The following is a 22,709-nucleotide window of genomic DNA, read 5'->3' as shown; positions in this document are numbered from 1 at the left end:
GAAAATCATGTCAATTCAATACGTAACTGCTTGAAGCACGGTAAATTGACACGGCTGTGACACATGAAAAACGGCGCACCGGAATCGTCTTCAATCCGGCATCATCCGCAATATGAAAGCAATATAGTAAAAAACGAAACTAAATCGAGCGAAAAAACGAAACTTCACACAAATAAGAAGGCGCAAAAAACTTATGCAGTCGCGAGATAAAACCTGTCAGGTTTTAAAGTTTCAAAGCTTCAATCAACTGCACATCATGATCGGCGCAAATCTGACGCAAAGACGGTTCAATGCACTGATCGGTGATGAAAGTATCAATCTGCGATAAATGCCCCATCCGCACCGGCGCGCTGCGCTCCATCTTGGTGGAATCTGCTACCAGAATAATATGACGGGCATTGGCGATAATCGCCTGCGCAACCTTTACCTCGCGATAGTCAAAGTCGAGCAATGCACCATCGGCATCAATCGCTGAAACGCCAATAATTGCATAATCCACTTTGAACTGACGGATGAAATCAACGGCCGCCTCACCGACAATACCACCGTCACTGGCGCGCACAACACCACCGGCAATAATGACTTCCAGCCCTGAATAGACACGTAAGCGACTGGCGACATTGATATTATTGGTAATCACCATCAACTGGCTATGCGACAGCAAATGTTGGCTCACGGCCTCAGTAGTCGTGCCGATATTGATGAAAAGCGATGCGCCTTCCGGTATCAATGCAGCTGCGGCCTGACCGATAGCCTGTTTTTCCGAGGCTGCGATTTGCCTGCGCGCTTCATATTCCAGATTCTCCACGCCCGAGGGAAATAAAGCACCGCCATGGGTACGGGTCAGCAATTGCGCACGGCATAAATCATTGAGATCTTTACGGATTGTCTGCGGGCTAACCTGAAATTGTTCAGCCAGATCATCAACCAGCACCTGACCTTTCAGCTTAGCCTGTTCCAGAATGGCACGATGACGCGGAGAGTGCTGCATAAAAATCTGCCTGATTTTACCCATTAAACGGACAAAACGTGCCTGATGCGGATTTATCCTCCGCGCCCGCTCTGATTGTTTTTGAACGCGGCTTCAGGAAATCCGGCTCTCGCTTCTCCTGAAACAGCTTTGCATGTCAGGATAACTAATCAGTGGCTGAACACAAGCAGATCAACCTCATATTCAAATAAGTTTGTTTTGTATCAGCATAATTCCACAGACAATTCCTTTCAGACTGACATAGCTATCCTCTCAGATATGCCTGACTTACCCGCCACAGGTGTGTCAGCTGCTTTTGCTGTGACTTGCAAATATAAAGTCAGTGCACTGACCAGATGGTAGAGGATTGAAGCCGGCACATGACCGGAGCAATGACTTCCGTTCTTATCAACGCGGTCAATCCACAAACCGCGTTTTGCCGGATGCAGATGCCAGCGAAACAAAGTGGCGATGCGCGCTTCAATTTCCGGCTTCATATCCTGACCATTATAGCCATCAAGCATGATCGCAGCTTTGATCGCCTCACATTGCTGCCAGCTGCGGCTGCCGCTATCCACCGGCCTGCCCTCACGCGACACCACATTATAGGCCAGACCTGTCGCCCGGTTTATCCCGCTGGAAATGGCATTGCTATACAAACGATGCGCCATCCGCTGTGTGTTTTGGCAACCGGTGCGCTTGGCATAATCACTTAGCAACGCTGCCCATTCAAAAGCATGACCAGGTTCTGTGTGGTCGCCCCGCTCATCCCGCACCCGCTGCCAGTTCGCAGTGAAATATTCTCCCAGACACCAATAATCACGATCAAAAAAGTAATATTCACACAGAGCTACAATCTCGGATGCACGACGGAGAAACATAAAATCTCCGCTCACCTCGTGCCATGCCAGACAGGCTTCGAGATAATGCATATGCGCATTACTGCTGAGTATAGCCTGCGGATCAGAGCGGTCAGCAAATGTTTCGTAGAAACCGCCTTTTGGGTGAGCCAATCTGGCATCCAGAAATGCAAAAGTCTCCTGCGCTAATTGCAGAGCTTGATTATGTCCCGCCTGATGAGCATAGCTCAGTGCAAGCAACATACAGGTCTGATCGTAGAAATTTTCCTGACTTTCCGCCACACTGCCATCAGCATGAAATGACTGCACCCAGCCGCCATTGCGACTGCGCCCTTTCGCCTGCATAAAGAGTAAACCGTGCGCGATCAGACCAGCAGCCTCCCCGCACCATCCCGCCTGATGACTTTTCGCAAAAGCATAAATTTGCCGCGCCATTGTCCGTGAACGTCGCAGGCCTGCAACCGGTACCCCCTGCATAGAAAGGTTCTCATAAAAACCGCCATGGCGATGATCGGTACCGCGCACAGCCCAGAGGGGCAGCGCCTGCTCAAATAACCAGTCCTGCACCTTTTGCCGGTGCATGCCAGATAGAGGAATGGGTGCTTCATAATATAATTCTGCACGATTTTGCTGCGTCAGCTGTCTGACAATGGCCTGCACCTGCTGGCTCTGTGCCAGCGGAGCCACAAAGGTTGCATCCTTGGTGGCAATAACAGCCATATCATTCAGGCCGGACACTGCGAGTAATCCGCTGTCGCTGCGGATATAGCTGTTGTTACAATCATGGGCGATCACATCACCGCTCAGCACATTGCCGCAACTATCCTGCGGTTGATGCTGGAGCAAAGAGTGCCATGAGCCGAGATCACTCCAGCGGAATGAAGCCGGTATCAGCACACGTCTGTCTGCTTTTTCCATAATTGCATGATCGAAAGAAATCGCAGGCACAGGCTGATACAGATGCTCTGGTAATCTTATCGCATTATCATCGCGCTCTGCCTTATCGAGTGCAGCCTGCACAGCCAGCCAGATATCCGGTGCATATTGCAGAAAGGCGTCCCGCATAGTGCTGGCGCGAAACAGGAATATGCCGGAGTTCCAGAAGTAATTTCCCTGCCGGATAAAGGACAATGCACTGTCATAATCCGGCTTCTCAGTAAATCGGATGATAGCATAGCCTGCCTCGGTCAGCTGTCCCGCTTCTATATAACCATAGCCGGTTTCCGGCCGTTCCGGTAAAAGCCCGAATGTAACAATTGCTCCTTGCGCAGCAGCAGGAACTCCCTGCGCTACGCTCTGCCAAAACTGCTCTGTAGTCGATATTTCATGATCTGCCGGACAAAGCAGGATCAAAGCATCATCACAGCCCGATAATGCAGACAGTGAGGCCAGTGCTGCAACCGCAGCGGTATTACGCGCCACTGGCTCTAAGATTGTCCTGATATCCCCCACATCAGACATTGCAGAAATTATTTCTGCAATTTGCTCGGAATGTGCCTGTGCACCGATCACAGAAATTCTGTTCTCGGGAGCAAATTGCAGGCGCTTTAAAGTCGCGAGCAACAGGCTCTCATCGCCGGACAGGTGATGAAATTGTTTCGGCTTGTCAATTCTGGAGAGCGGCCATAAACGTGAGCCACTGCCGCCGCACATCACAAAACTCAACAACGGCAAATTCGTGCTATTAATTCCGTTGAACTTCCCGTTTTCCCGATCAAAAGCCATAGCCAACGCCCCCGCCCAAGCTATTCAAAAAACTTAAAAACCGCCCTCAAAATTGGGTAGTTCCCCTGCCCCGAATTGTCTCAAAACATCTTTGATTGCACACAGCATGTCATTGCGCCTCTCAAGCGAGACCGGACTCTCGGCAACCACCACCAAATCCGGCTTGTTTGACGATGCACGGATCAATCCCCATGTACCGTCAGCCGCTGTGACACGCGCGCCATTGATCGTCAGAAGCTCCGTAATCTTCTGCTCTGCAAATGAACCACCCGCCTCAAACAAATTGGCAAAATAATCCTGTATCCGGCTAACCAGCCCGTATTTTTCAGTATCACAGCAGGGAATATTGAGCGTCGGCGTTGCATAGCTGACCGGCAATTGCCGGTGGAGCGCGGCCAAGCTCTGATCCGGATGGGCAGCCAACATTTCGCAAACCGCGATGGCGGTTGCCAGACCATCATCATAACCCAGTCCCAAAGGCTGGTTCAAAAACATATGGCCGGATTTTTCAAACGCCGCCAATGCGCGGCACTCCCCCATGCGGCGCTTGATATAGGAATGGCCGGTTTTCCAATATTCGACCGTTGCCTGATTGGCCTGCAATACCGGATCACTGCGAAACAATCCGCTCGATTTCACATCGACAATAAAATGCGCGGCTTTGTGCTTTTCTGAGAATTGCCGCGCCAATAGCAAGCCCATACGGTCAGCATAAATAATATTGCCCTCATGATCCGCCACACCGCAACGGTCGCCATCACCATCAAAGCCAAAAGCCAGATCAGCTCCATAGGTTCTCACGGCCTCCGCCATTGCTTTTTGCATGGGAGCGGCTTCCGGATCAGGATTATAATGCGGAAAATTCCAGTCCGGCGCGCAGTCAACTTCCACAACATCACAACCAATCCGGCGCAAAATTTGCGGAGCGAACAAACCCGCAGTGCCATTTCCGCAAGCAACAACAACTTTCAGATGGCGTTTTAAAAAGCGGCCTTTTGTTAAAGCTGCAGAATAAAGCTTTTCGATATTATTGACGGAATTATAGCACCCGCCTTTAGCCGGCTCAGCCTGATGCTCCAGAATAATTGATTTCAGCTCAGCCATATCCGCCGGTCCGAATGTGTAAGGGCGTTCACAGCCCATTTTCACCCCTGTCCAGCCATTTTCATTATGTGAGGCGGTCACCATCGCAACAGACGGCACATTCAGTGCAAATTGCGCGTAATAAGCCATAGGTGACAGCGCAAGCCCGATATCAAAGACCTGCATCCCGCCGGATATCAGGCCTTTGATAAGCGCTGTCTTAATCTCAAACGAATAGCTGCGCAGATCATGGCCGACCACAATTGCCGGTTCGATACCGCGCTGCCGCACCATATGCGCCAAACCTGCTCCGACAGCTGTTATACCTGCCAGATTAATCTCAGCGGGTTGTTCAGCACCCGCAAAGCCATACCACCAACGCGCGTCATATTCGCGAAAACCTTCCGGACGGATCAAGATTGCCTCATCCGCCGGAGACTCACTTGTAAAATATTGAATGGACTGCTCTGTATTGATCGCGGTTGATTGCATTATTTCCCCTGAAAAGAATCAAAGAACATGCATGACCTGAACGGATGTCATTCCGGACGGCTAAAACTCACTCAAAACTGTTTTGTATTCCTTCTTTGACCATAGGATCGGAAAATCATTTTTGCCAAGCGATATTTTGCAAAAACCGGACAAATCCAATAAATTTTAATCTGAAAATTTAGCCATTAAATAATTGATTATATTGATTTATTTATAAATTCATAATCAAGATCAATGCGCATATTGCGTTGAAAAACCGGCCTTTTCCGTACAAAAATCAATTCTGACAACAGTGAAAATCAGACGCAAAAAGCTCATAAATTTCAATAATAAACAGTTGTTTTGATTTTTTTGCATAATTCGCTTGCAGGGAGCAAAATGCGGCGCTATAAGCCGCCTCACGGTCAACGGAGCGTAGCGCAGCCTGGTAGCGCACCTGATTTGGGATCAGGGGGTCGGAGGTTCGAATCCTCTCGCTCCGACCATCACACCTCAAGCGGTGTTTATAAATTCCCCTATAGATTTCAGTATTTTGAACGTGGATGATTTAATCATCGCACGTTATTTTTATATTTGAGCGCCGGTACCGGCGACCACGTTTTTAACCCAAGGTTAACTACGCCAGCAAACATAGTCATTCAAAACCTGTTTGCACCACATTTTGCCGAAGTTTTTCACGTTATGATTTTCAGCATTATCACTTTGCTGTTTTGCGGATCATCTTTTTCGCAAGACGGAATGTTTCATTTCGCCCCAGAGATTGCCTGCCTGAAAGATCGCCTAAATGAAAAAATTCCTTCTTATTTTTGCTGTTTTTCTGGCTGGTTGCGCCTCTGCACCCAAATCAGTCAATAATGCCTGTGCGATTTTCGATCAGCGCGACGGCTGGGTGAATAACTGGCATAAAGATGCCAAAAAAGCCGAGCGTGATTTTGGCGTGCCGATCCCGATCATGATGGCGACGATCTACACAGAATCAAGCTTCCAGCCCTATGCGCGCCCGCCACGCACCAAGCTGCTCGGTTTCATTCCGTGGAAGCGACAGTCTTCCGCCTATGGCTATTCTCAGGCGCTGGACGGCACATGGGCACGTTATACGCGTGAAACCGGCCGTTATGGTGCGAGCCGCACCAATTTCGGCGATGCGATCCATTTTGTCGGCTGGTATCACAAACAGAGCAATATCAGTAACGGTATCTCTCTGAGCGATCCGTATAATCTGTATCTGGCTTATTATTCCGGCCATGGCGGCTATGCAAAAGGCAGCTGGCGCGGCAATGCCATGGTGCAACGCGCCGCCAAAAAAGCCACCAATATTTCGCAGCGTTATGCAGCACAGCTTCGCAATTGCGGACGTATGTAACTAGAGCGGTTTACGTCCAGATTGGATCATAGCGCTCGCTCTAGATTCTTTATTTGGTCGCATTATCACGGGCGTCAAGTTGATCCAACTTGACTGTGAAATGCTCTAGAGTGCATCCAAGTTAAACTGGAAATGCTCTGACATTTGAGCTGGTTCAGACCGGCCCGGCACCGCCATAAGCAATAAAAAACGGATTGGCATAGTCGCTGTCTGACAGCTGGTTGCGCTTACCATAGGTCAGCGGCTCATCATCCAGCGTCAGAGTCTTACCGCCTGCCGCCCGCAATACCGCATCACCTGCTGCCGTATCCCATTCCATTGTCCGGCTGAAACGCGGATAGACATCGGCCTGACCGGCAGCCAGCAGACAGAATTTTAAAGATGAACCGACAGTTACACAGGATGCGATTGCCTGTTCCTGCAAATAAGCATCTGTTTCCGGTGTATTATGGGAGCGGCTTGCGACAGCGGTTTTCTGCTCGCCGCATTCACGCACCTGCAAACGTATTGCCTCAGACAGAGCCTCCGGCTGCACGTCATATTGCCATGCACCGGCCGGTGATCCGCAATACAGCCTACCACTAACCGGCGCATAGACCACACCGCTCACGGGTATCCCGTTTTCGATCAGCGCAATATTGACTGTGAAATCACCATTGCGCAGCACAAATTCTTTTGTGCCATCCAGCGGATCAACAAGGAAAAAACGATTACGAATCTCAACAGGGCCATCACCGGCGGCCATTTCTTCTTCAGCAACCACAGGTACATCGGGCAGATAAGCGCGCAAGGCTTTGAGAATAACCTCTTCGGCAACGTGATCGGCTTCGCTCACAGGAGATGCATCCGGTTTCAGACTGATCTCACAACCAGTCTCATAAAACCGCATAATCTCGTGACCGGCCTCAAGCGCTGCCTGCTGCATCACCGCCATGAGATCATCATTGGCCAGTGACGTCTTTTCAATGCTCATGCTAAATTCCTCACGCCCGTTCAGGGCGATATATAACATTTTCCCCATCGAAGAAACATGGATCTCTGAGCGTTAAATCGACCAGCCCTCATCGACCAGACTATGCATGAGACCACGCTGATTGAGATATTTCTCGATCTCATCAGCCAGATCATCCACACTGCCTGTCTGCCCGCGCAGGTGCAGTTCCGGCGCTTCCGGTCGTTCATAAGGGGCATCAATGCCGGTAAAGTCACGAATTTCACCGGCGCGGGCTTTCGCATATAGTCCCTTCACATCTCTGGCCTCACAGAGTTCGAGCGGCGTATCGACAAAGATTTCAATGAAATCATAATCACCGGCAAGACGACGCCCCAAAGCGCGATCCTGTGCCAGCGGTGCAATCACTGACACCAGCACAATCAATCCTGCATCCAACATCAGGCGTGATGTTTCAGCCACGCGCCGGATATTCTCACTGCGCTCCTCAGCTGAAAAGCCGAGATCGCTGTTGAGGCCATGACGCAGATTATCGCCATCGAGAATGAATGTATGTTTGCCCGCCAGATGCAGACGTTGTTCCAACACTGTTGCCAGCGCCGACTTGCCGGAGCCGGACAGACCGGTAAACCACAACAGCGCCGGTTTTTGATATTTCTGTTCCGCCCGCTCCGCCGGTGTAACTTTTGCCGCCTGTACGTGAATATGCGAAGCCTTGCGCAGCGAATGATCGATCAAACCAGCGGCAACGGTAGCATTGGTCAGCCTGTCGATCAGAATGAAAGAACCGGTCGCGCGGTTTTGCCCGTAAGGATCAAAGGCCAGCGGCGCGGAAAGCTGCAAAGCAACCTGTCCGATTTCATTCATCTGCAACTGATCGGCAGGCTCCTGCGCGAATTGCCTTTCCGTATTTTCAATATCAATCCGGTAATTCAGCGTATTGACGGTCACACTGACCTGATCAGTCTGACTGCGCAGCCAATATTGCCGCCCTGCCCGCAATGGTTCCGGTGCAAACCAGACCAGCTTCGCCGCCAGACGATCACTCACCTGCGGGCGCGATTGCGGATGCGCCAGCATATCGCCGCGGGAAATATCACGCTCGTCTTCCAGCACCAATGTCACGGCCTGTCCGGCATGAGCAGTTTCAAGCTCACCATCTGCCGTCACAATATAACGGATTGCTGAACTCACACCGGAACGGGCAACCGTAATTTCATCGCCGACACTGACCTGCCCCGAGGCAATCGTACCTGCAAACCCGCGAAAATCCGCATGCGGACGGCTGACATATTGCACCGGAAAACGAAAATCCTGTTCGGTATCCGCTTTACTGTCCGTTGCCACAGTCTCCAGCCATTCCAGCAGTGCAGGCCCCTGATACCAAGGCATCTTCTCTGAGGCTGTGCGAATATTATCGCCAAAGCGTGCCGATACCGGAATGGCCTGAACAGTGCTGAAGCCCAGCCCTTGCGCAAAGGCCTGATAATCCTGCACAATCTGATTAAAAACCACCTCATCATAACCAATCAGGTCAATCTTGTTCACCGCCAGCACAATATGACGGATGCCTAACAGCGAAGCGATAAAACTGTGACGGCGCGTCTGTTCCAGCAGTCCTTTGCGGGCATCAACCAGCACAATGGCGAGATCGGCAGTGGAAGCGCCGGTCACCATATTGCGCGTATATTGCAGATGCCCCGGCGTATCGGCCACGATAAAACGCCGCTTCGGTGTTGCGAAAAACCGGTAAGCCACATCAATGGTGATACCCTGCTCACGCTCCGCCTCAAGCCCGTCCACCAGCAATGCAAAATCAATATCATCGCCTGCCGTGCCGTGATTGCGGCTGTCCTGATGCAATTGCGATATCTGATCTTCAAACAGGGTTTTGGCGTCATAGAGCAGCCGCCCGATCAGGGTGGATTTACCGTCATCAACAGAGCCACAGGTCAGAAACCGCAAATGTGATTTGTGCTCCTGCGCCTCCAGATAATCCGTAATCACTGCATCTGAATGATCTGCACGGGTGATACTATCCGTCATCAGAAATATCCTTCCCGCTTTTTCTTTTCCATGGAACCGGCTTCATCGCGGTCGATCAGCCGCCCCTGCCGCTCCGATGTGCGCGTCAGCAGCATTTCTTCGAGAATTTGCGGCAGAGTTTGTGCCTGCGATTCAATCGCGGCAGTCAGCGGATAGCAGCCCAGTGTGCGGAACCGCACCATGCGGGTTTCAATCTTTTCACCGGCGCGCAATTGCAGCCTCTCATCATCGGCCAGAATGAGCATATTATCACGCTCGACAACCGGACGGGGTGCCGCAAAATACAGCGGCACGATCGGGATATTCTCCTGATGGATGTAATGCCAGATATCGGCTTCCGTCCAATTGGACAGCGGAAACACGCGGATCGACTCGCCTGTCTGGATGCGTGTATTGTAAATATTCCACATTTCAGGACGCTGATTTTTCGGATCCCAGCTATGGGTCGCATTGCGGAAGGAAAATACCCGTTCCTTGGCGCGGGACTTTTCCTCATCGCGCCGCGCACCGCCAAAGGCAGCATCAAATCCATATTTATCCAGCGCCTGCCGCAAGGCTTGCGTTTTCATCACATCCGTATGCACGCTTGATCCGTGAATAAACGGATTGATACCGGCTTCCACGCCCTGCGCATTAATATGCACCCGAAGATCAAGCCTGTGCGCCTTGGCCTGAGCATCACGAAAGGCAATCATTTCTTTGAATTTCCATGTCGTATCAACATGGAGAAACGGAAATGGCGGCGGTGCCGGATAAAAAGCCTTGCGTGCCAGATGCAGCATTACGGATGAATCTTTGCCGACAGAATAAAGCATCACCGGCTTTGTAAAATTTGCTGCAACTTCGCGGAAAATATGGATAGCCTCGGCCTCCAGTCTTTGCAGATGGGTCAGCGGCGCGACAGACCGGCCGGACTGTCGACCAACCTGACTATCCGGGGTAAGCGGCACAAGATCCGCTACATGCAGTGCAAGGCTCATACTCAATTCCGTATTTTGTCCGGCCTTCATTTCACTCAGAGAAACGCTGTTCCGGCGATGAAACATGCGCATCATCATGCCGAAAGACCGCACAAGTGAGAAAGGATGATATCTTTAAGTTTGCCGGCGAATGTCATTTTCATTGCGCGGGAGAAGCCAGACATGGAATGCCTTTCTCCGATAACCGCAAACGTGATTTTCCGCAGCTTTCGCCGAGCTTTTGTCTTGCGCACCATCTGCCGCTCAGCATAACCTGCCGACCGGAGAGCAGACGGGGATGATTTATGGAAAAGACAGCTTGTGTGATTGCCGGAGCCGGTGTGGTTGGTCTGGCCATTGCCCGCGAAATGGCAATGCGCGGTTTTGAAACTCTGGTGCTTGAAGCCGAACATATGATCGGCACGCAAACCTCGTCGCGTAATTCCGAAGTCATCCATGCAGGCATTTATTACGAGCCGGATAGTCTGAAAGCCCGCTTTTGCGTTGAAGGTAAAGAACGGCTCTATGCCTACGCGCAAGCACAGGGCATTCCGCATAAACGCTGCGGCAAGCTGATTGTCGCCACGTCTGAAGCCCAACATAGCGCGCTGGACAAAATCGTAGCGCGTGCAGAAGCCTGCGGCGTGCATGATCTGCAACGGCTGAGTGCGGCAGAAGCACAGGCGCTGGAATCCTCCATCCGCTGTACTGCCGCTTTATTCTCCCCCTCCACCGGCATTATCGACAGTCATGCTCTGATGCTGAGCCTGCAGGGCGATGCAGAAAATCATGGAGCAACTATTGCCTTCAACACCGAAATCCTGCGTGTTGAGCAGATTGACGGCGGCTTTTCGATTACCACCCGCGACCGCGAGAGCGGTGAAGAATTCACGCTGGAAGCCGAGCGTTTTATTAATGCTGCCGGTCTTGGTGCGCAGGCTATTGCCGCAAGTATTGACGGGCTGGCGCCGGAACATATTCCGGCATTGCATCTTGCCAAAGGCAATTATTTCTCAGCATCCGGCAAAAACCCGTTCTCGCATTTGATTTATCCGGTGCCGGTAGACGGGGGCTTAGGTGTGCATCTGACACTGGATCTCAACGGACAAATGCGCTTCGGCCCTGATGTGGAATGGCTGGAGCAGGTCGCCCCGCAGACAGGTCTTGATTATTCGGTTGATCCGCAACGCGGTGACAGTTTCTATGCTGCGATCCGCCAATATTGGCCGGAACTGCCGGACGGTGTTTTACAGGCGACCTATAGCGGCATCCGCCCGAAACTGAGCGGCAGCGGCGAAACGGCAGCGGATTTCCGCATTTCCGGCAGTGACGACCACGGTATAACAGGACTTATCAACCTGTTCGGCATTGAAAGTCCGGGGCTGACCTCCAGCCTTGCCATTGCCGCTCATATCAGCACATTGGTAAAATAAAAGGCACAAATACCGGAACGATATTTGTGCCTGAAGTCGCAATTTTCAGCGTGAATATTACTCAGGAATATAATTCAATATCGGCCCGAGCCAGCGTTCCACATCCGCAACCGGCATATTTTTACGATTTGCGTAATCTTCCACCTGATCGCGTTCGACCTTGGCTACACCGAAATAATAACTGTCCGGATGCGAGAGATAGAGACCGGAAACCGAAGAACCCGGCCACATCGCATAGCTTTCAGTCAGTTCCACACCCGTGGTTGCAGTGGCATCCAGCAGGCGGAACAGAGTGGTTTTTTCCGTATGATCCGGTTGTGCCGGATAGCCCGGTGCCGGACGGATACCCGCATAAGGCTCACCCACCAGCTGATCCGGTGTGAAAGTCTCATCTTTCGCATAACCCCAGAATTCTTTACGCACCCGTTCATGCATCGCCTCCGCAAAGGCCTCCGCAAATCGGTCGGCCAATGCTTTAACGAGAATGGAGGAGTAATCATCATTGGCGCGTTCAAAACGCTCGGCGATTGCCACTTCCTCAATACCGGCAGTAACGACGAAACCGCCAATATAATCCGCCTTGCCGCTGTCCTTTGGCGCCATGAAATCGGACAGCGCCACATTCGGGCGGCCATCGCGCTTCGATAGCTGCTGACGCAGCGTGTAGAATGTATCCGTATGCTCCTGACGACTGTCATCCTTATAAAGATGAATATCATCACCCACCACATTGGCAGGCCAGAAGCCGATGACCGCACGCGGTGCAAACCATTTCTCGTCGATGATCTTCTTCAGCATAGCCTGCGCATCTTCATATAGCTGACGCGCGGCAGGGCCTTGTTTTTCATCATCAAGAATTGCAGGGAACCGGCCTTTCAGCTCCCATGTCTGGAAAAACGGCGTCCAATCAATATAGCGTGCCAGTTCTGCCAGATCATAAGTTTCAAAGACTTTGGTGCCGAGGAAAGACGGCTTCGGCGGGGTATAAGTTTCCCAGTCCAGCTTTTCGCTATTCTCACGGGCGCGCGCCAGCGGCAGGCGTTTCTTCTCCGCTTCACTACGCTCATGAGCAGCAGTGACCTTGGCATATTCCGCGCGGATGTCAGCGACATAGCCGTCTTTCTGCTCCGGCGACAAAAGCTGAGACACAACACCGACAGCACGGCTGGCATCCAGCACATAGACAGTCTGACCGCGCTGATATTTCGGGTGGATTTTCACCGCCGTATGCACACGACTGGTCGTCGCACCGCCGATCAGCAATGGCAGATCAAAGCCTTCACGCTCCATCTCTGCGGCCACATGCACCATTTCATCCAGCGACGGTGTAATGAGACCGGACAGACCGATAATGTCCACTTTCTCGTCTTTTGCTACCTGCAAAATCTTGGCCGCAGGCACCATCACACCGAGATCGATGATTTCATAATTGTTACAGGCCAGCACAACACCGACAATATTCTTACCGATATCATGTACGTCGCCCTTCACAGTCGCCATCAGAATTTTTCCGGCACTCTGGCGCTCGTCACCGCCGTTCTGTGCCTTTTCTTCTTCCATATAGGGCAGCAGAACCGCCACGGCCTGCTTCATCACACGAGCGGATTTCACCACCTGCGGCAGGAACATTTTACCCGAGCCGAACAGGTCCCCCACCACATTCATACCGGCCATCAACGGGCCTTCAATCACATGCAGCGGACGCTCGGCGCTCTGGCGGGCTTCTTCCGTATCAGCTTCAATATATTCGGTAATACCGTTGACCAGCGCATGTTCAATACGTTTCTCAACGCTCCATTCGCGCCAGCTTAAGTCTTTCTCTTTGGCTTCTTTGCCCGCTGCACCACGGAAGCGCTCGGCAATTTCCAGCAAGCGCTCGGTCGCGTCCTCACGACGGTTCAGCACCACATCTTCGCAGGCTTCACGTAATTCCGGATCAATCGATTCATAAACCGCCAGCTGACCGGCATTAACGATCCCCATATCCATGCCGACCTGAATGGCATGATAGAGAAACACCGCATGCATCGCCTCGCGCACCGGCTCATTACCGCGGAACGAAAAGGACAGGTTGGAAACACCGCCGGAAATATGCACATGCGGCAGGGTTTCGATGATCTCCTTGGTCGCATCAATGAAATCATTACCGTAATTATTATGCTCTTCGATCCCTGTCGCCACGGCAAACACATTCGGATCGAAGATGATATCTTCCGGCGGGAAACCGACCTCTTCGGTGAGGATTTTATAGGCGCGGGTACAAATCTCGACTTTGCGCTGTTTGGTATCCGCCTGACCGGTCTCGTCAAAAGCCATCACCACCACGGCAGCACCATAGGCACGCACCAGTTTAGCGTGATGGATAAAGGCTTCTTCACCTTCTTTCAGGGAGATAGAATTGACCAGCGGTTTGCCCTGCACGCATTTCAGACCGGCCTCGATCACATCCCATTTGGAACTGTCAATCATCACCGGTACACGGGCAATATCCGGCTCGGCAGCAACCAGATTGAGATAATCAATCATCACCTTCTGGCTGTCGATCAGGCCTTCATCCATATTGATGTCGATGATCTGTGCGCCATTATTTACCTGATCGCGGGCAACATCGAGCGCCGTCGTGTAATCACCGGCAGTAATCAGTTTTTTGAACTTGGCGGAACCGGTGACATTGGTGCGCTCACCAACATTCACAAACGGAATATCTTTGGTCAGCGTAAACGGTTCAAGACCGCTCAGACGCATCAGTGGTGCTAGTTTCACCGGCTTGCGCGGTTCGTATTTGCCTGTGGCTTCAGCAATCGCGGTAATATGTTCCGGCGTAGAACCACAACAGCCGCCCACCACATTGACCAGACCTTCACGCGCGAAATCTTCCATCTGCGTGGCCATCACTTCCGGTGTCTCATCATAACGGCCGAACTCATTCGGCAAACCGGCATTCGGATAGGCGCAAACAAAAGTATCTGCCACACCTGAAAGCTCTGCCAAGTGCGCACGCATCGCATTGGCACCCAGCGCACAGTTCAGACCAATGGTGAACGGACGCGCATGGCGCAGCGAATACCAGAAAGCTGTCGGCGTCTGGCCGGACAATGTGCGGCCGGAAAGATCGGTAATTGTACCGGAAATCATCAGCGGCAAACGGATGCCTTTTTCCGCAAAAACCTGCTCACAAGCAAAGACCGCAGCCTTGGCATTGAGCGTATCGAAAATGGTTTCAATAAGAATGATGTCCGAACCACCATCGACCAGACCATTGATCTGCTCGGCATAGGCAATGCGCAGATCATCAAATGTCACAGCGCGGAAGCCCGGATTATTCACATCCGGCGACAGGGAAGCCGTACGGTTTGTCGGCCCCAAAGCGCCGGCGACAAAACGGCGACGGCCATCCTTGGCTTGCGCACGCAGAGCGGCACGGCGGGCAAGTCGTGCACCATCGCGGTTCAGATCATAAACCGCCTCTTCCATGCTGTAATCAGCCTGCGCGATAGAGGTGGAAGAGAATGTATTGGTTTCGAGAATATCCGCACCGGCCATCGCATAGGCATAATGAATTTCTTCAATTGCCTGTGGCTGGGTCAGTGTCAGCAGGTCGTTATTGCCCTGCAAATGACACTCACAAGCGGCGAAGCGCTCACCACGGAAATGCTCTTCATGGAAACCCAGCCCCTGAATCTGTGTGCCCATCGCGCCATCAAGAATGAGGATGCGTTCACGGGCAGCTTTCTGCAAAGCGGCAAGCACTTCCGAACCATCCGGCTTTGCAGCGACGGGGCCAAACAGATCATCCAGTGAAGTGCTCATTATATTTCCTGCCTGTTACTCAAATAGTTTTGAGTTGATGACATAAACATATCTTTATGTCAAATGCGCAATCCCTCCATTCCTGTTTCCTCCCGCTCACCGAACGCGCCATTGCCGTTATGATTTGTGAAATCACCGGCATAAATTCGCCGCAGTTTTTCCGTGGCTTCAGCGTATATTGGAAAAAGCAAATTCCGGTTTGTATCGCGGGAATAATTACAGTCATGCAGCGTTCATCTCTCAGAGAGTACCATGCCCGATGCGCCGGATAAGCATATGTCATGAAACGCTGACAGAAGATTATTGAGTGCGCCTTCATTGAGGAGAAACAGAAATGAGAAAACTGCTTTCTTATTTTACTGCGGCGCTGACAGCGCTGACTATGAGCATTTTGTCTTTCGGCACTGCAGCGCAAGCGCAGCCGGTTGCTGCCGCTCATAGTGCTGTGTTGCAGGATATGACCGCAGCAAAACAAGGCCTGAGCCGGAATGTTCAATATTATCCGGAACGCCGCGAATATCGTGAAAGACGGCATTATGACCGCCGTTACGACCGTCGTTATGATCGCCGCTATGACCGGCCGCGCCACTGGAACCGTCCGCACTACCGGCCTTATTACAGACCTTATTATCAGCCGCAGTTCCGTTATTACCGTCCGGCACCACCACGCTATTACCGTCCGGCACCGGTTTACCGCTCCGGCCGTAATGCCCATATCAACTGGTGCTATAACCGCTACCGGTCTTACCGTGCGTCCGACAATACATTCCAGCCGAATTACGGCCCGCGCCGTCAGTGCTACTCACCTTATATCTGAGTAAGCCCCGCTGACAGAAACAAAAACGCCGCCTGAAACAGGCGGCGTTTTATTAAAGTCAAACTTTATCAGCTGATCAGGTAACATAAGAGCCGATTGAAGCCGCAACCAGACCGATCGCCACAGCAATCAATGCGCCGTAAACACGCGGCTTATCCAGCAAAACAGCGAATGCCGAAAACCATGCGACGATTGCCGCACCAAGTGCAAACAAGAAGCCGGGCTTGTCATAAACCACAAGATTTACGGTTATCAGGGCACCAATAATCAGCGCGCCGAAAACGATCATCATGCCCATGGCATATTTTTCATAATCGTCCATATGCATTTCCTATGTACCAGCCCGTGCGGGCTTAAAGCAGTTTTAAACACAGCCTGCAGTGCAATAACCGCCAGCTTGTCATCATTTCAAAGCCAGACAATCACTTTTAACGTGAATCTTCAACTGCAGATCATCATGATATCAGCAATCGCACTGCTTTTCAGGGGATTATTTCAGGCAATGGTTGATGTGAAATCAGCCGAATAGCGCATTTCGCGCAACGGGCGCACAGCCTGAGTCGTCGCATCATAGGTCGGATGCGCTTTAAAGGCGGCCAGTGCAGCTTCGTCACGGAACTCGCCATAAACAACCAGATCAATCCGGTCACACATCGGATCAACTTTGCTGTTCGCTACAACTTCAAAACATTCGGAATGGGGAATCGTCGCCAGAGCCCGTAAACGGCGACATACATCCTCCACGTCCTGATCTTTTTTGACGCTGAAAAATACAATATGCCGTATCACGAGTGTTTCCTAACCAGCCGGTTGATATGAAGAATGGTTATCTATCATATGGGCGCCGGAAAAGTCATCTTCAATTCAATGTGAAATTTGAGCGTTAAGCCGCTTCACGGTCTGCTTCCGTGCCCGGAGCCAGCCGGACTTCAAGCCCGTTCAGATCCTGCGTCATAATAATCTGGCAGGAAAGCCGTGAATTGTCTTCGACATGGAAGGTCTGGTCAAGCTGATCCAGCTCTTCATCCTGCGGATCATAGAGTTTATCCGCCCATTCCGGCGTTACATAAACATGACAAGTGCCGCAGGCACAGGCACCGCCGCATTCCGCTTTAATATTCAGGCCCCAGTCACGGATCACTTCCATAACGCGAAAGCCTTCGAGAGCCTCAAGCGTATGCCGCTCGCCCTTTTGATCGGTTACATGAATGAAAAGTGTATCAGAACTCAAAACGATGCCTTTTGAACAGCGCAGACTTGGGAGATATAATGGTAGATAATGTTTTCAGCACATAAAACAAGCTTTATTCCTGTCTCCCTGTTCCTAAACCGTGAATTGACCATAGTGAAAACTATTCAGACTGTATTGAAAACAGCTGATCTTACAGACCCTGTCGCCGCCGCCAGCTATAACCGGCCAGTCCCTGTTCGGCACCATGAATGCCACCGGCAACCGGCTGATAATAAAGACCGCTATCGTGCAGTTCTCCGGAAAGCAGACGTTGCAAAGTCCGTGCATCTTTAACGTGCAGCGTGTCAAAACCGGAGCGCAGCATCGCACTCACCTGATCAATATGCACAGCGCCTGATGCTCTGATCTCACCGGCAAATCCGTAATGAGAGCGCAGCCGTGCGGCTTTGGAAAAAGAGCGCCCGTCATTAAAGGCGGGAAAATCCAGCACCAGAATATCAATATGCGCCAGATCATCCAGCAAAGTGTCGAGCGTTTCACCGGCTTCCACCCGCACACCGATACGGATATTGCGCAGGCGATTTGGCTGTGTGTTCAGTTCTGCCCAGAGTGTCAGCGACAGCAGCACAGCTGTATGATCCGCAATTTCCTCAAGCGTCTCAACCGCTACAAATTCATCTTCGGTCAGGCCGCTGCGTGACCAGACGACAGGTAATGCAACATCCGTCATACATCTGCTCCCTTTGTTTTATCCTGCTGCAAATGCTGCTCCAGCCCACCCAGATGAATACCGCATTCGGTTTTACCGGAACCTGACCAGCGCCCTGCCCGCTGATCTTCATCATCACTGACAGGCCGCGTGCATGGCATGCAACCAATAGAGCGGTAGCCCTGCTCCACCAGCGGATGCGGCGGCAGATGATGCACCTCGCGGTAGGCTTCCAGCTGTACTGCGTTCCAGTCTTTGAGAGGATTTATACGGATATGCTGCCCTACAGCCTCGAAAGCGGGCAGGCTGTTGCGCGTAGCCGCCTGAAACTGCTTGCGCCCCGTGAACCATGCCTGAAATGGTGCAATGCCCTGTGCAAGCGGCTGGATTTTGCGTAAATCGCAACAACGGTCTTTATCTGTCAGGCACAGAGCACCCAGCGGATCATGCGTTTTCAAAGCGCTTGCATCCGGCAGTAAATCGCGGACATCCGTTAATCCCAGCTCCTGCACCAGCTGCGCCTGATAGCGTAATGTTGCCGGAAAATGCTTATTGGTTTGCAAAAACAAAATCGGCAGTGACGGCTGCGCCTGCGCAATCAGATGCAGCAAAATTGCAGAATCCGCACCGAAAGAGGATACAGCTGCCAGCCCTGCACCAAATTCCTGCACACTGGCAGCAATAATGTCCTCAGCCGGTGCCTCACCATAGAGATGATTGAGATGCTGAACCCTGTCCGCAACCCGATGATGCGTATCAGGCTGCATGGGCAGCCTCCCCGTAGAGTGCGGTTTTAAACGGCTGCGCCCCTAAGCGCCGATAGGTTTCGAGAAAACTTTCCTGCGGTGCGCTGCGGATAGTCAGATAGGTATTCACAACCGTTTCAATGGCATCCACCACATCTTCAGATGAGAAACCGCGACCGGTAATGTCACCGATAGATGTCTGCTCATCACCGGAACCGCCGAGCGTGATCTGGTACAGTTCCTCACCTTTTTTCTCCACGCCGAGAATACCGATATGGCCGACATGGTGATGACCGCAGGCATTGATGCAACCGGAGATTTTGATCTTCAGATCACCGATCTCTTCCTGCCGCGCCTGCGAACCGAAACGCTCGGAAATACGCTGCGCCACAGGGATGGAGCGGGCATTGGCCAGCGCGCAATAGTCCAGACCAGGACAGGCAATAATATCGGTAATCAGCCCTGCATTGGCTGTGGCAAGACCGGCCTGCTGCAATTGCGCATGGAGCACAGGCAAATCGGCCAGTGCCACATGCGGCAGCACCAGATTTTGTTCATGGCTGACGCGGATTTCTGCCTGCGAGTAATGCTCGGCGAGATCAGCCACAATGTCCATCTGATCGGCTGACGCATCGCCCGGAATTTCACCGATCGCTTTGAGCGAGATTGTCACCACACCATAATCAGGATGCTTATGCGGTGTCACATTACGGGAAAACCATGAGGCAAAACCCGCATCATTTTTACGTGTTGCAGCGACAAGCCCGTGCCCCTCTGCGCGTTCCGGCAAATCGGGCGCAGCAAAATAGGCATTAATGGCCGCAATATCGGCCTCCGGCAGTTTCAGATCACTGTCTTTAATCACCTGCCATTCGGCTTCAATCTGCGCCTGCAAATCTTCCAGTCCGGTTTCATGGACGAGGATTTTGATACGCGCCTTGTATTTATTATCGCGGCGACCGTGGAGATTATAGACCCGCACAATAGCGGTAATATAGGTTAGCAGATCGGCTTCCGGCAGAAAATCCCGCACCTTCTTGGCAATCATCGGCGTGCGTCCCTGTCCGCCGCCGATATAGACTGCAAAGCCGCGTTGCCCTTGTTCATTTTCTTTCAGATGCAGGCCGATATCATGCACCTGAATGGCTGCACGATCGGCCTCCGCACCTGTCACCGCGATTTTGAATTTGCGCGGCAGATAGGAGAACTCCGGATGCAATGACGACCATTGCCGCAAAATCTCGGCATAGGGGCGCGGGTCAGCCACTTCATCCCGTGCCGCACCGGCAAAATGATCGGCTGTCACATTGCGGATGCAATTACCGGAGGTTTGGATGGCATGCATCTCCACCTCGGCCAGCTCTTCCAGAATGGCGGGAATATCGGTGAGTCTCGGCCAGTTGAACTGTAAATTCTGTCGTGTGGTAAAATGCCCGTAACCACGGTCATAGACACGGGCAATATGCGCCAGCTTGCGCATCTGACGGGAGGATAAAGTGCCGTAAGGAATAGCAATGCGCAGCATATAGGCATGGAGTTGCAGATAGACACCATTCATCAGACGCAGCGGTTTGAAATGATCTTCGCTCAGCTCACCGCTCAGACGACGTGCAACCTGATCGCGAAACTGCTCCACACGGGCGAAAACAAATTCGCGGTCAAACTCATCATACCGATACATTCAACGCTCTCCCAATGCGCATTAAAATTCAACCAGCTACAGAATGCAGCCGTACAACAGGTGTGATTGTCGGGCCGGACAGACGGATGCGTTCACGCAGGCGAACCGGAAACAGTTCATTGCCACGCTCTTCGACCTCAATCAGATTGATATCCACCACCTCGTCAAAACGGCTGGCCTGCTGACCGGCCGCTTCCAGCGCTGCCACAGCTTCAGGATGACGCGCCAGCAATGCCCCGCGAATGGAACTCGCCCAATGACCATCCGCAGCAAGCCAGACCGAAACACCGTCGCTCAGACGATTGGCACTCAGAACTTTGACTGTCATTATGCTTTCTCCTTTTCACCGGCTTGCAATACCGGTGTCTGTCGCTGGGCAAGCGGGCGGGCATCTTCCAGAGAGGCACCGGCAACCGCATCGCCGATAATCACCATCACCGGCCCTCGCAGCTCTTTATGATTTTTCAGATGTGCCAGATCTTTTAAGAGGCCGTGCAGCATTACACGCTCGCTCCGTCCGGCATTTTCCACCACGGCCACCGCCGTATCTTCATGCAGACCGGCACCGATCAGGCGGCTCGCAACAGAAGCGGCAACGCTTGCGCCCATATAGACAGCAATGGTTGCGCCGCTGAGAGCGAGCCGCGCCCAGTCCGGCAGTATGTCCCCCGCCATATCGTGACCGGTGGTGAAAATCAGGGAGGATGCAACACCACGCAATGTCAAAGGCAACTGCATATCTGCGGCAGCGGCAATGGCTGAAGTAATGCCGGGCACGATCTCGAAACCGATATTGGCTGCACGCAAAGCGGCCATTTCTTCACCGGCACGGCCAAAGACCAGCGGATCACCGGATTTGAGCCGCACAACGCGCTGCCCTTCCTGAGCAAGCTCAACAAGCAGCTGATTGATCTCGCTCTGGCTTTTGCTATGGCAGCCTTTGCGCTTACCCACAGGAATGCGTACCGCATCGCGCCTGCCCATAGTAACCACGCTCTCCGGCACCAGCGCATCATAAAGGATCACATCCGCCTGCATCAGCACGCGTTGCGCACGCAAAGTCAGCAGATCTTCAGCCCCCGGTCCAGCACCGACCAGCCAGACATAACCCGCAGGGATATTCACCTCAATCAGAGCCTGATCGGCCAGCTCCCGCGCAAGGCTCAGATCACCGCGCTCAACAGCCTGTGTAATTGTGCCGTTGAAAAATACATTCCAGAACTGACGCCGCGCTGCGCCTCTCGGCAGCGTGCTTTCCACCTTGTCACGATAATCCGCAGCCAGTTGCGCCAGTGCGCCAATCTGTGGCGACAAGGCGGCGCCTATCTCGCGACGCAGTTTTTGCGCCAATACCGGCCCTGCACCTTCCGTACCGATTGCCACGGCAACCGGTGCATGAGCAACCAGTGCAGGCGTGAAGAAATCGCAGAGATGCGGCCTGTCGACCACATTGACCGGAATATGCCGTGCTTTTATCTCATCAGCGATATTTGCATCCTGTGCGGCATCACCTGTCGCCACGAATGCGAGTTTCACCTGTGCGAAATCATTATCCTGCAAAGCACCGGTGCGTAAATTATAGCCACCATCCAGCACGAACTGCACCAGATCAGCTTCCGGTGTCTCACCTTCCGGTACCACGATGCGGATTTGCGCTGTTGTTTCAGCAATCAGCCGCGCTTTGTTCAGCGCCTCTTCACCTCCGCCAACGATCAGCACTGCCGCGCTGTCCACGCGGAAGAAAGCCGGAAAAGCCGTTAATCTGGTTGGGTGAGCCGTCACAATCAGCACCTTTCAAAGGGTGGTTAAAGATTGTGCCGAGTATCGCGCATTCTGTGGCAGCTTATAAGCAACAGGCTTGTGCGCTTGAC

General features: G+C 52.2%; 18 protein-coding genes and 1 tRNA gene. 4 read left to right on the top strand and 15 right to left on the bottom strand.

Annotated features, from left to right (window positions below; all coding sequences use genetic code 11):
• Positions 1 to 223: 223 nt before the first annotated feature.
• The 3 genes from BKD14_RS02305 to BKD14_RS02295 all read right to left on the bottom strand — a co-directional run bounded on the left by BKD14_RS02305 (position 224) and on the right by BKD14_RS02295 (position 5,130).
• Positions 224 to 991: a DeoR/GlpR family DNA-binding transcription regulator gene (locus BKD14_RS02305; protein WP_028233589.1), complete on the bottom strand. Its 768-nt coding sequence runs from the start codon at positions 989 to 991 to the stop codon at positions 224 to 226.
• A gap of 230 nt (positions 992 to 1,221) precedes the next feature.
• Positions 1,222 to 3,555 (bottom strand): AGE family epimerase/isomerase, encoded by a 2,334-nt coding sequence (locus BKD14_RS02300; protein ID WP_075654110.1) that lies wholly within the window; start codon positions 3,553 to 3,555, stop codon positions 1,222 to 1,224.
• A 33-nt stretch (positions 3,556 to 3,588) separates the two neighbouring features.
• A complete protein-coding gene (locus tag BKD14_RS02295; RefSeq protein ID WP_083646753.1) occupies positions 3,589 to 5,130 on the bottom strand; it encodes a phosphomannomutase/phosphoglucomutase in 1,542 nt (513 codons plus the stop codon).
• A gap of 408 nt (positions 5,131 to 5,538) precedes the next feature.
• On the opposite strand from BKD14_RS02295, the gene BKD14_RS02290 reads away from it, so the two are divergent.
• Together BKD14_RS02290 and BKD14_RS02285 are read left to right on the top strand one after the other, a co-directional pair.
• Positions 5,539 to 5,615, top strand: a tRNA-Pro gene (locus BKD14_RS02290).
• Between the two features lie 299 nt (positions 5,616 to 5,914).
• A complete protein-coding gene (locus tag BKD14_RS02285; RefSeq protein WP_022710739.1) occupies positions 5,915 to 6,493 on the top strand; it encodes a membrane protein in 579 nt (192 codons plus the stop codon).
• 154 nt (positions 6,494 to 6,647) lie between these two features.
• Here the strand turns inward: BKD14_RS02285 and cysQ are convergent, their stop codons facing one another.
• The 3 genes from cysQ to cysD form a co-directional block, all read right to left on the bottom strand.
• Entirely contained in the window at positions 6,648 to 7,466 is an 819-nt protein-coding gene (gene cysQ, locus BKD14_RS02280; protein ID WP_075654109.1) for a 3'(2'),5'-bisphosphate nucleotidase CysQ, read from the bottom strand.
• A 72-nt stretch (positions 7,467 to 7,538) separates the two neighbouring features.
• Entirely contained in the window at positions 7,539 to 9,491 is a 1,953-nt protein-coding gene (gene cysN / locus BKD14_RS02275; RefSeq protein ID WP_075654108.1) for a sulfate adenylyltransferase subunit CysN, read from the bottom strand.
• Complete coding sequence (gene cysD / locus BKD14_RS02270; RefSeq protein ID WP_083646856.1) at positions 9,491 to 10,471, bottom strand: sulfate adenylyltransferase subunit CysD; 981 nt, start codon at positions 10,469 to 10,471, stop codon at positions 9,491 to 9,493. Before cysD ends, cysN begins: the two co-directional genes overlap by 1 nt.
• Before the next feature lie 284 nt (positions 10,472 to 10,755).
• Here cysD and BKD14_RS02265 point away from each other — a divergent pair, with 284 nt between their 5' ends.
• Entirely contained in the window at positions 10,756 to 11,883 is a 1,128-nt protein-coding gene (locus BKD14_RS02265) for an NAD(P)/FAD-dependent oxidoreductase (protein WP_075654107.1), read from the top strand.
• Between the two features lie 57 nt (positions 11,884 to 11,940).
• Here BKD14_RS02265 and metH read toward each other — a convergent pair whose 3' ends face one another.
• Positions 11,941 to 15,693, bottom strand: coding sequence for a methionine synthase (gene metH, locus BKD14_RS02260; RefSeq protein ID WP_075654106.1), 3,753 nt, complete (start codon positions 15,691 to 15,693; stop codon positions 11,941 to 11,943).
• 334 nt (positions 15,694 to 16,027) lie between these two features.
• Between metH and BKD14_RS02255 the strand changes: the two genes are divergently transcribed.
• Positions 16,028 to 16,510 (top strand): BA14K family protein, encoded by a 483-nt coding sequence (locus tag BKD14_RS02255; protein ID WP_075654105.1) that lies wholly within the window; start codon positions 16,028 to 16,030, stop codon positions 16,508 to 16,510.
• 76 nt (positions 16,511 to 16,586) lie between these two features.
• Here BKD14_RS02255 and BKD14_RS02250 read toward each other — a convergent pair whose 3' ends face one another.
• The 8 genes from BKD14_RS02250 to cysG all read right to left on the bottom strand — a co-directional run bounded on the left by BKD14_RS02250 (position 16,587) and on the right by cysG (position 22,629).
• Positions 16,587 to 16,832: a hypothetical protein gene (locus BKD14_RS02250; protein WP_022710731.1), complete on the bottom strand. Its 246-nt coding sequence runs from the start codon at positions 16,830 to 16,832 to the stop codon at positions 16,587 to 16,589.
• A 173-nt stretch (positions 16,833 to 17,005) separates the two neighbouring features.
• Positions 17,006 to 17,299: a Dabb family protein gene (locus BKD14_RS02245; protein WP_022710730.1), complete on the bottom strand. Its 294-nt coding sequence runs from the start codon at positions 17,297 to 17,299 to the stop codon at positions 17,006 to 17,008.
• Positions 17,300 to 17,393: 94 nt separating this feature from the next.
• The gene (locus tag BKD14_RS02240) at positions 17,394 to 17,741 is read right to left on the bottom strand and encodes a 2Fe-2S iron-sulfur cluster-binding protein (protein ID WP_022710729.1); all 348 of its coding nucleotides are present in this window, start codon (positions 17,739 to 17,741) and stop codon (positions 17,394 to 17,396) included.
• Between the two features lie 151 nt (positions 17,742 to 17,892).
• On the bottom strand, positions 17,893 to 18,432 hold the full coding sequence (locus BKD14_RS02235) for a DUF934 domain-containing protein (RefSeq protein WP_075654104.1): 540 nt from the start codon (positions 18,430 to 18,432) through the stop codon (positions 17,893 to 17,895).
• A complete protein-coding gene (locus BKD14_RS02230) occupies positions 18,429 to 19,178 on the bottom strand; it encodes a phosphoadenylyl-sulfate reductase (RefSeq protein WP_075654103.1) in 750 nt (249 codons plus the stop codon). The genes BKD14_RS02235 and BKD14_RS02230 overlap by 4 nt, the downstream gene beginning before the upstream one ends.
• Positions 19,168 to 20,838 carry a nitrite/sulfite reductase gene (locus BKD14_RS02225; protein WP_075654102.1) on the bottom strand — a complete coding sequence of 557 codons (1,671 nt, stop codon included), beginning with the start codon at positions 20,836 to 20,838 and terminating at the stop codon, positions 19,168 to 19,170. Before BKD14_RS02225 ends, BKD14_RS02230 begins: the two co-directional genes overlap by 11 nt.
• A gap of 28 nt (positions 20,839 to 20,866) precedes the next feature.
• Complete coding sequence (locus BKD14_RS02220) at positions 20,867 to 21,166, bottom strand: DUF2849 domain-containing protein (protein ID WP_022710725.1); 300 nt, start codon at positions 21,164 to 21,166, stop codon at positions 20,867 to 20,869.
• A complete protein-coding gene (gene cysG / locus BKD14_RS02215; RefSeq protein ID WP_075654101.1) occupies positions 21,166 to 22,629 on the bottom strand; it encodes a siroheme synthase CysG in 1,464 nt (487 codons plus the stop codon). The genes BKD14_RS02220 and cysG overlap by 1 nt, the downstream gene beginning before the upstream one ends.
• Between the last annotated feature and the right edge of the window lie 80 nt (positions 22,630 to 22,709).

The sequence above is a fragment of the Pseudochrobactrum sp. B5 genome (genome assembly GCF_001939785.1).
Lineage (GTDB): Bacteria > Pseudomonadota > Alphaproteobacteria > Rhizobiales > Rhizobiaceae > Pseudochrobactrum > Pseudochrobactrum saccharolyticum.
The sequence above is the reverse complement of the archived record's forward strand: the minus strand, read 5'-3'. Positions and strand labels throughout refer to the sequence as shown.

Bases quoted from the DNA above. Each gene is read 5' to 3' on its own strand.
- BKD14_RS02305 (WP_028233589.1), bottom strand. From the start codon at position 991: ATGCAGCACTCTCCGCGTCATCGTGCCATTCTGGAACAGGCTAAGCTG.
- BKD14_RS02300 (WP_075654110.1), bottom strand. From the start codon at position 3,555: ATGGCTTTTGATCGGGAAAACGGGAAGTTCAACGGAATTAATAGCACG.
- BKD14_RS02295 (WP_083646753.1), bottom strand. From the start codon at position 5,130: ATGCAATCAACCGCGATCAATACAGAGCAGTCCATTCAATATTTTACA.
- BKD14_RS02285 (WP_022710739.1), top strand. From the start codon at position 5,915: ATGAAAAAATTCCTTCTTATTTTTGCTGTTTTTCTGGCTGGTTGCGCC.
- cysQ (WP_075654109.1), bottom strand. From the start codon at position 7,466: ATGAGCATTGAAAAGACGTCACTGGCCAATGATGATCTCATGGCGGTG.
- cysN (WP_075654108.1), bottom strand. From the start codon at position 9,491: ATGACGGATAGTATCACCCGTGCAGATCATTCAGATGCAGTGATTACG.
- cysD (WP_083646856.1), bottom strand. From the start codon at position 10,471: ATGAGCCTTGCACTGCATGTAGCGGATCTTGTGCCGCTTACCCCGGAT.
- BKD14_RS02265 (WP_075654107.1), top strand. From the start codon at position 10,756: ATGGAAAAGACAGCTTGTGTGATTGCCGGAGCCGGTGTGGTTGGTCTG.
- metH (WP_075654106.1), bottom strand. From the start codon at position 15,693: ATGAGCACTTCACTGGATGATCTGTTTGGCCCCGTCGCTGCAAAGCCG.
- BKD14_RS02255 (WP_075654105.1), top strand. From the start codon at position 16,028: ATGAGAAAACTGCTTTCTTATTTTACTGCGGCGCTGACAGCGCTGACT.
- BKD14_RS02250 (WP_022710731.1), bottom strand. From the start codon at position 16,832: ATGGACGATTATGAAAAATATGCCATGGGCATGATGATCGTTTTCGGC.
- BKD14_RS02235 (WP_075654104.1), bottom strand. From the start codon at position 18,432: ATGACGGATGTTGCATTACCTGTCGTCTGGTCACGCAGCGGCCTGACC.
- BKD14_RS02230 (WP_075654103.1), bottom strand. From the start codon at position 19,178: ATGCAGCCTGATACGCATCATCGGGTTGCGGACAGGGTTCAGCATCTC.
- BKD14_RS02225 (WP_075654102.1), bottom strand. From the start codon at position 20,838: ATGTATCGGTATGATGAGTTTGACCGCGAATTTGTTTTCGCCCGTGTG.
- BKD14_RS02220 (WP_022710725.1), bottom strand. From the start codon at position 21,166: ATGACAGTCAAAGTTCTGAGTGCCAATCGTCTGAGCGACGGTGTTTCG.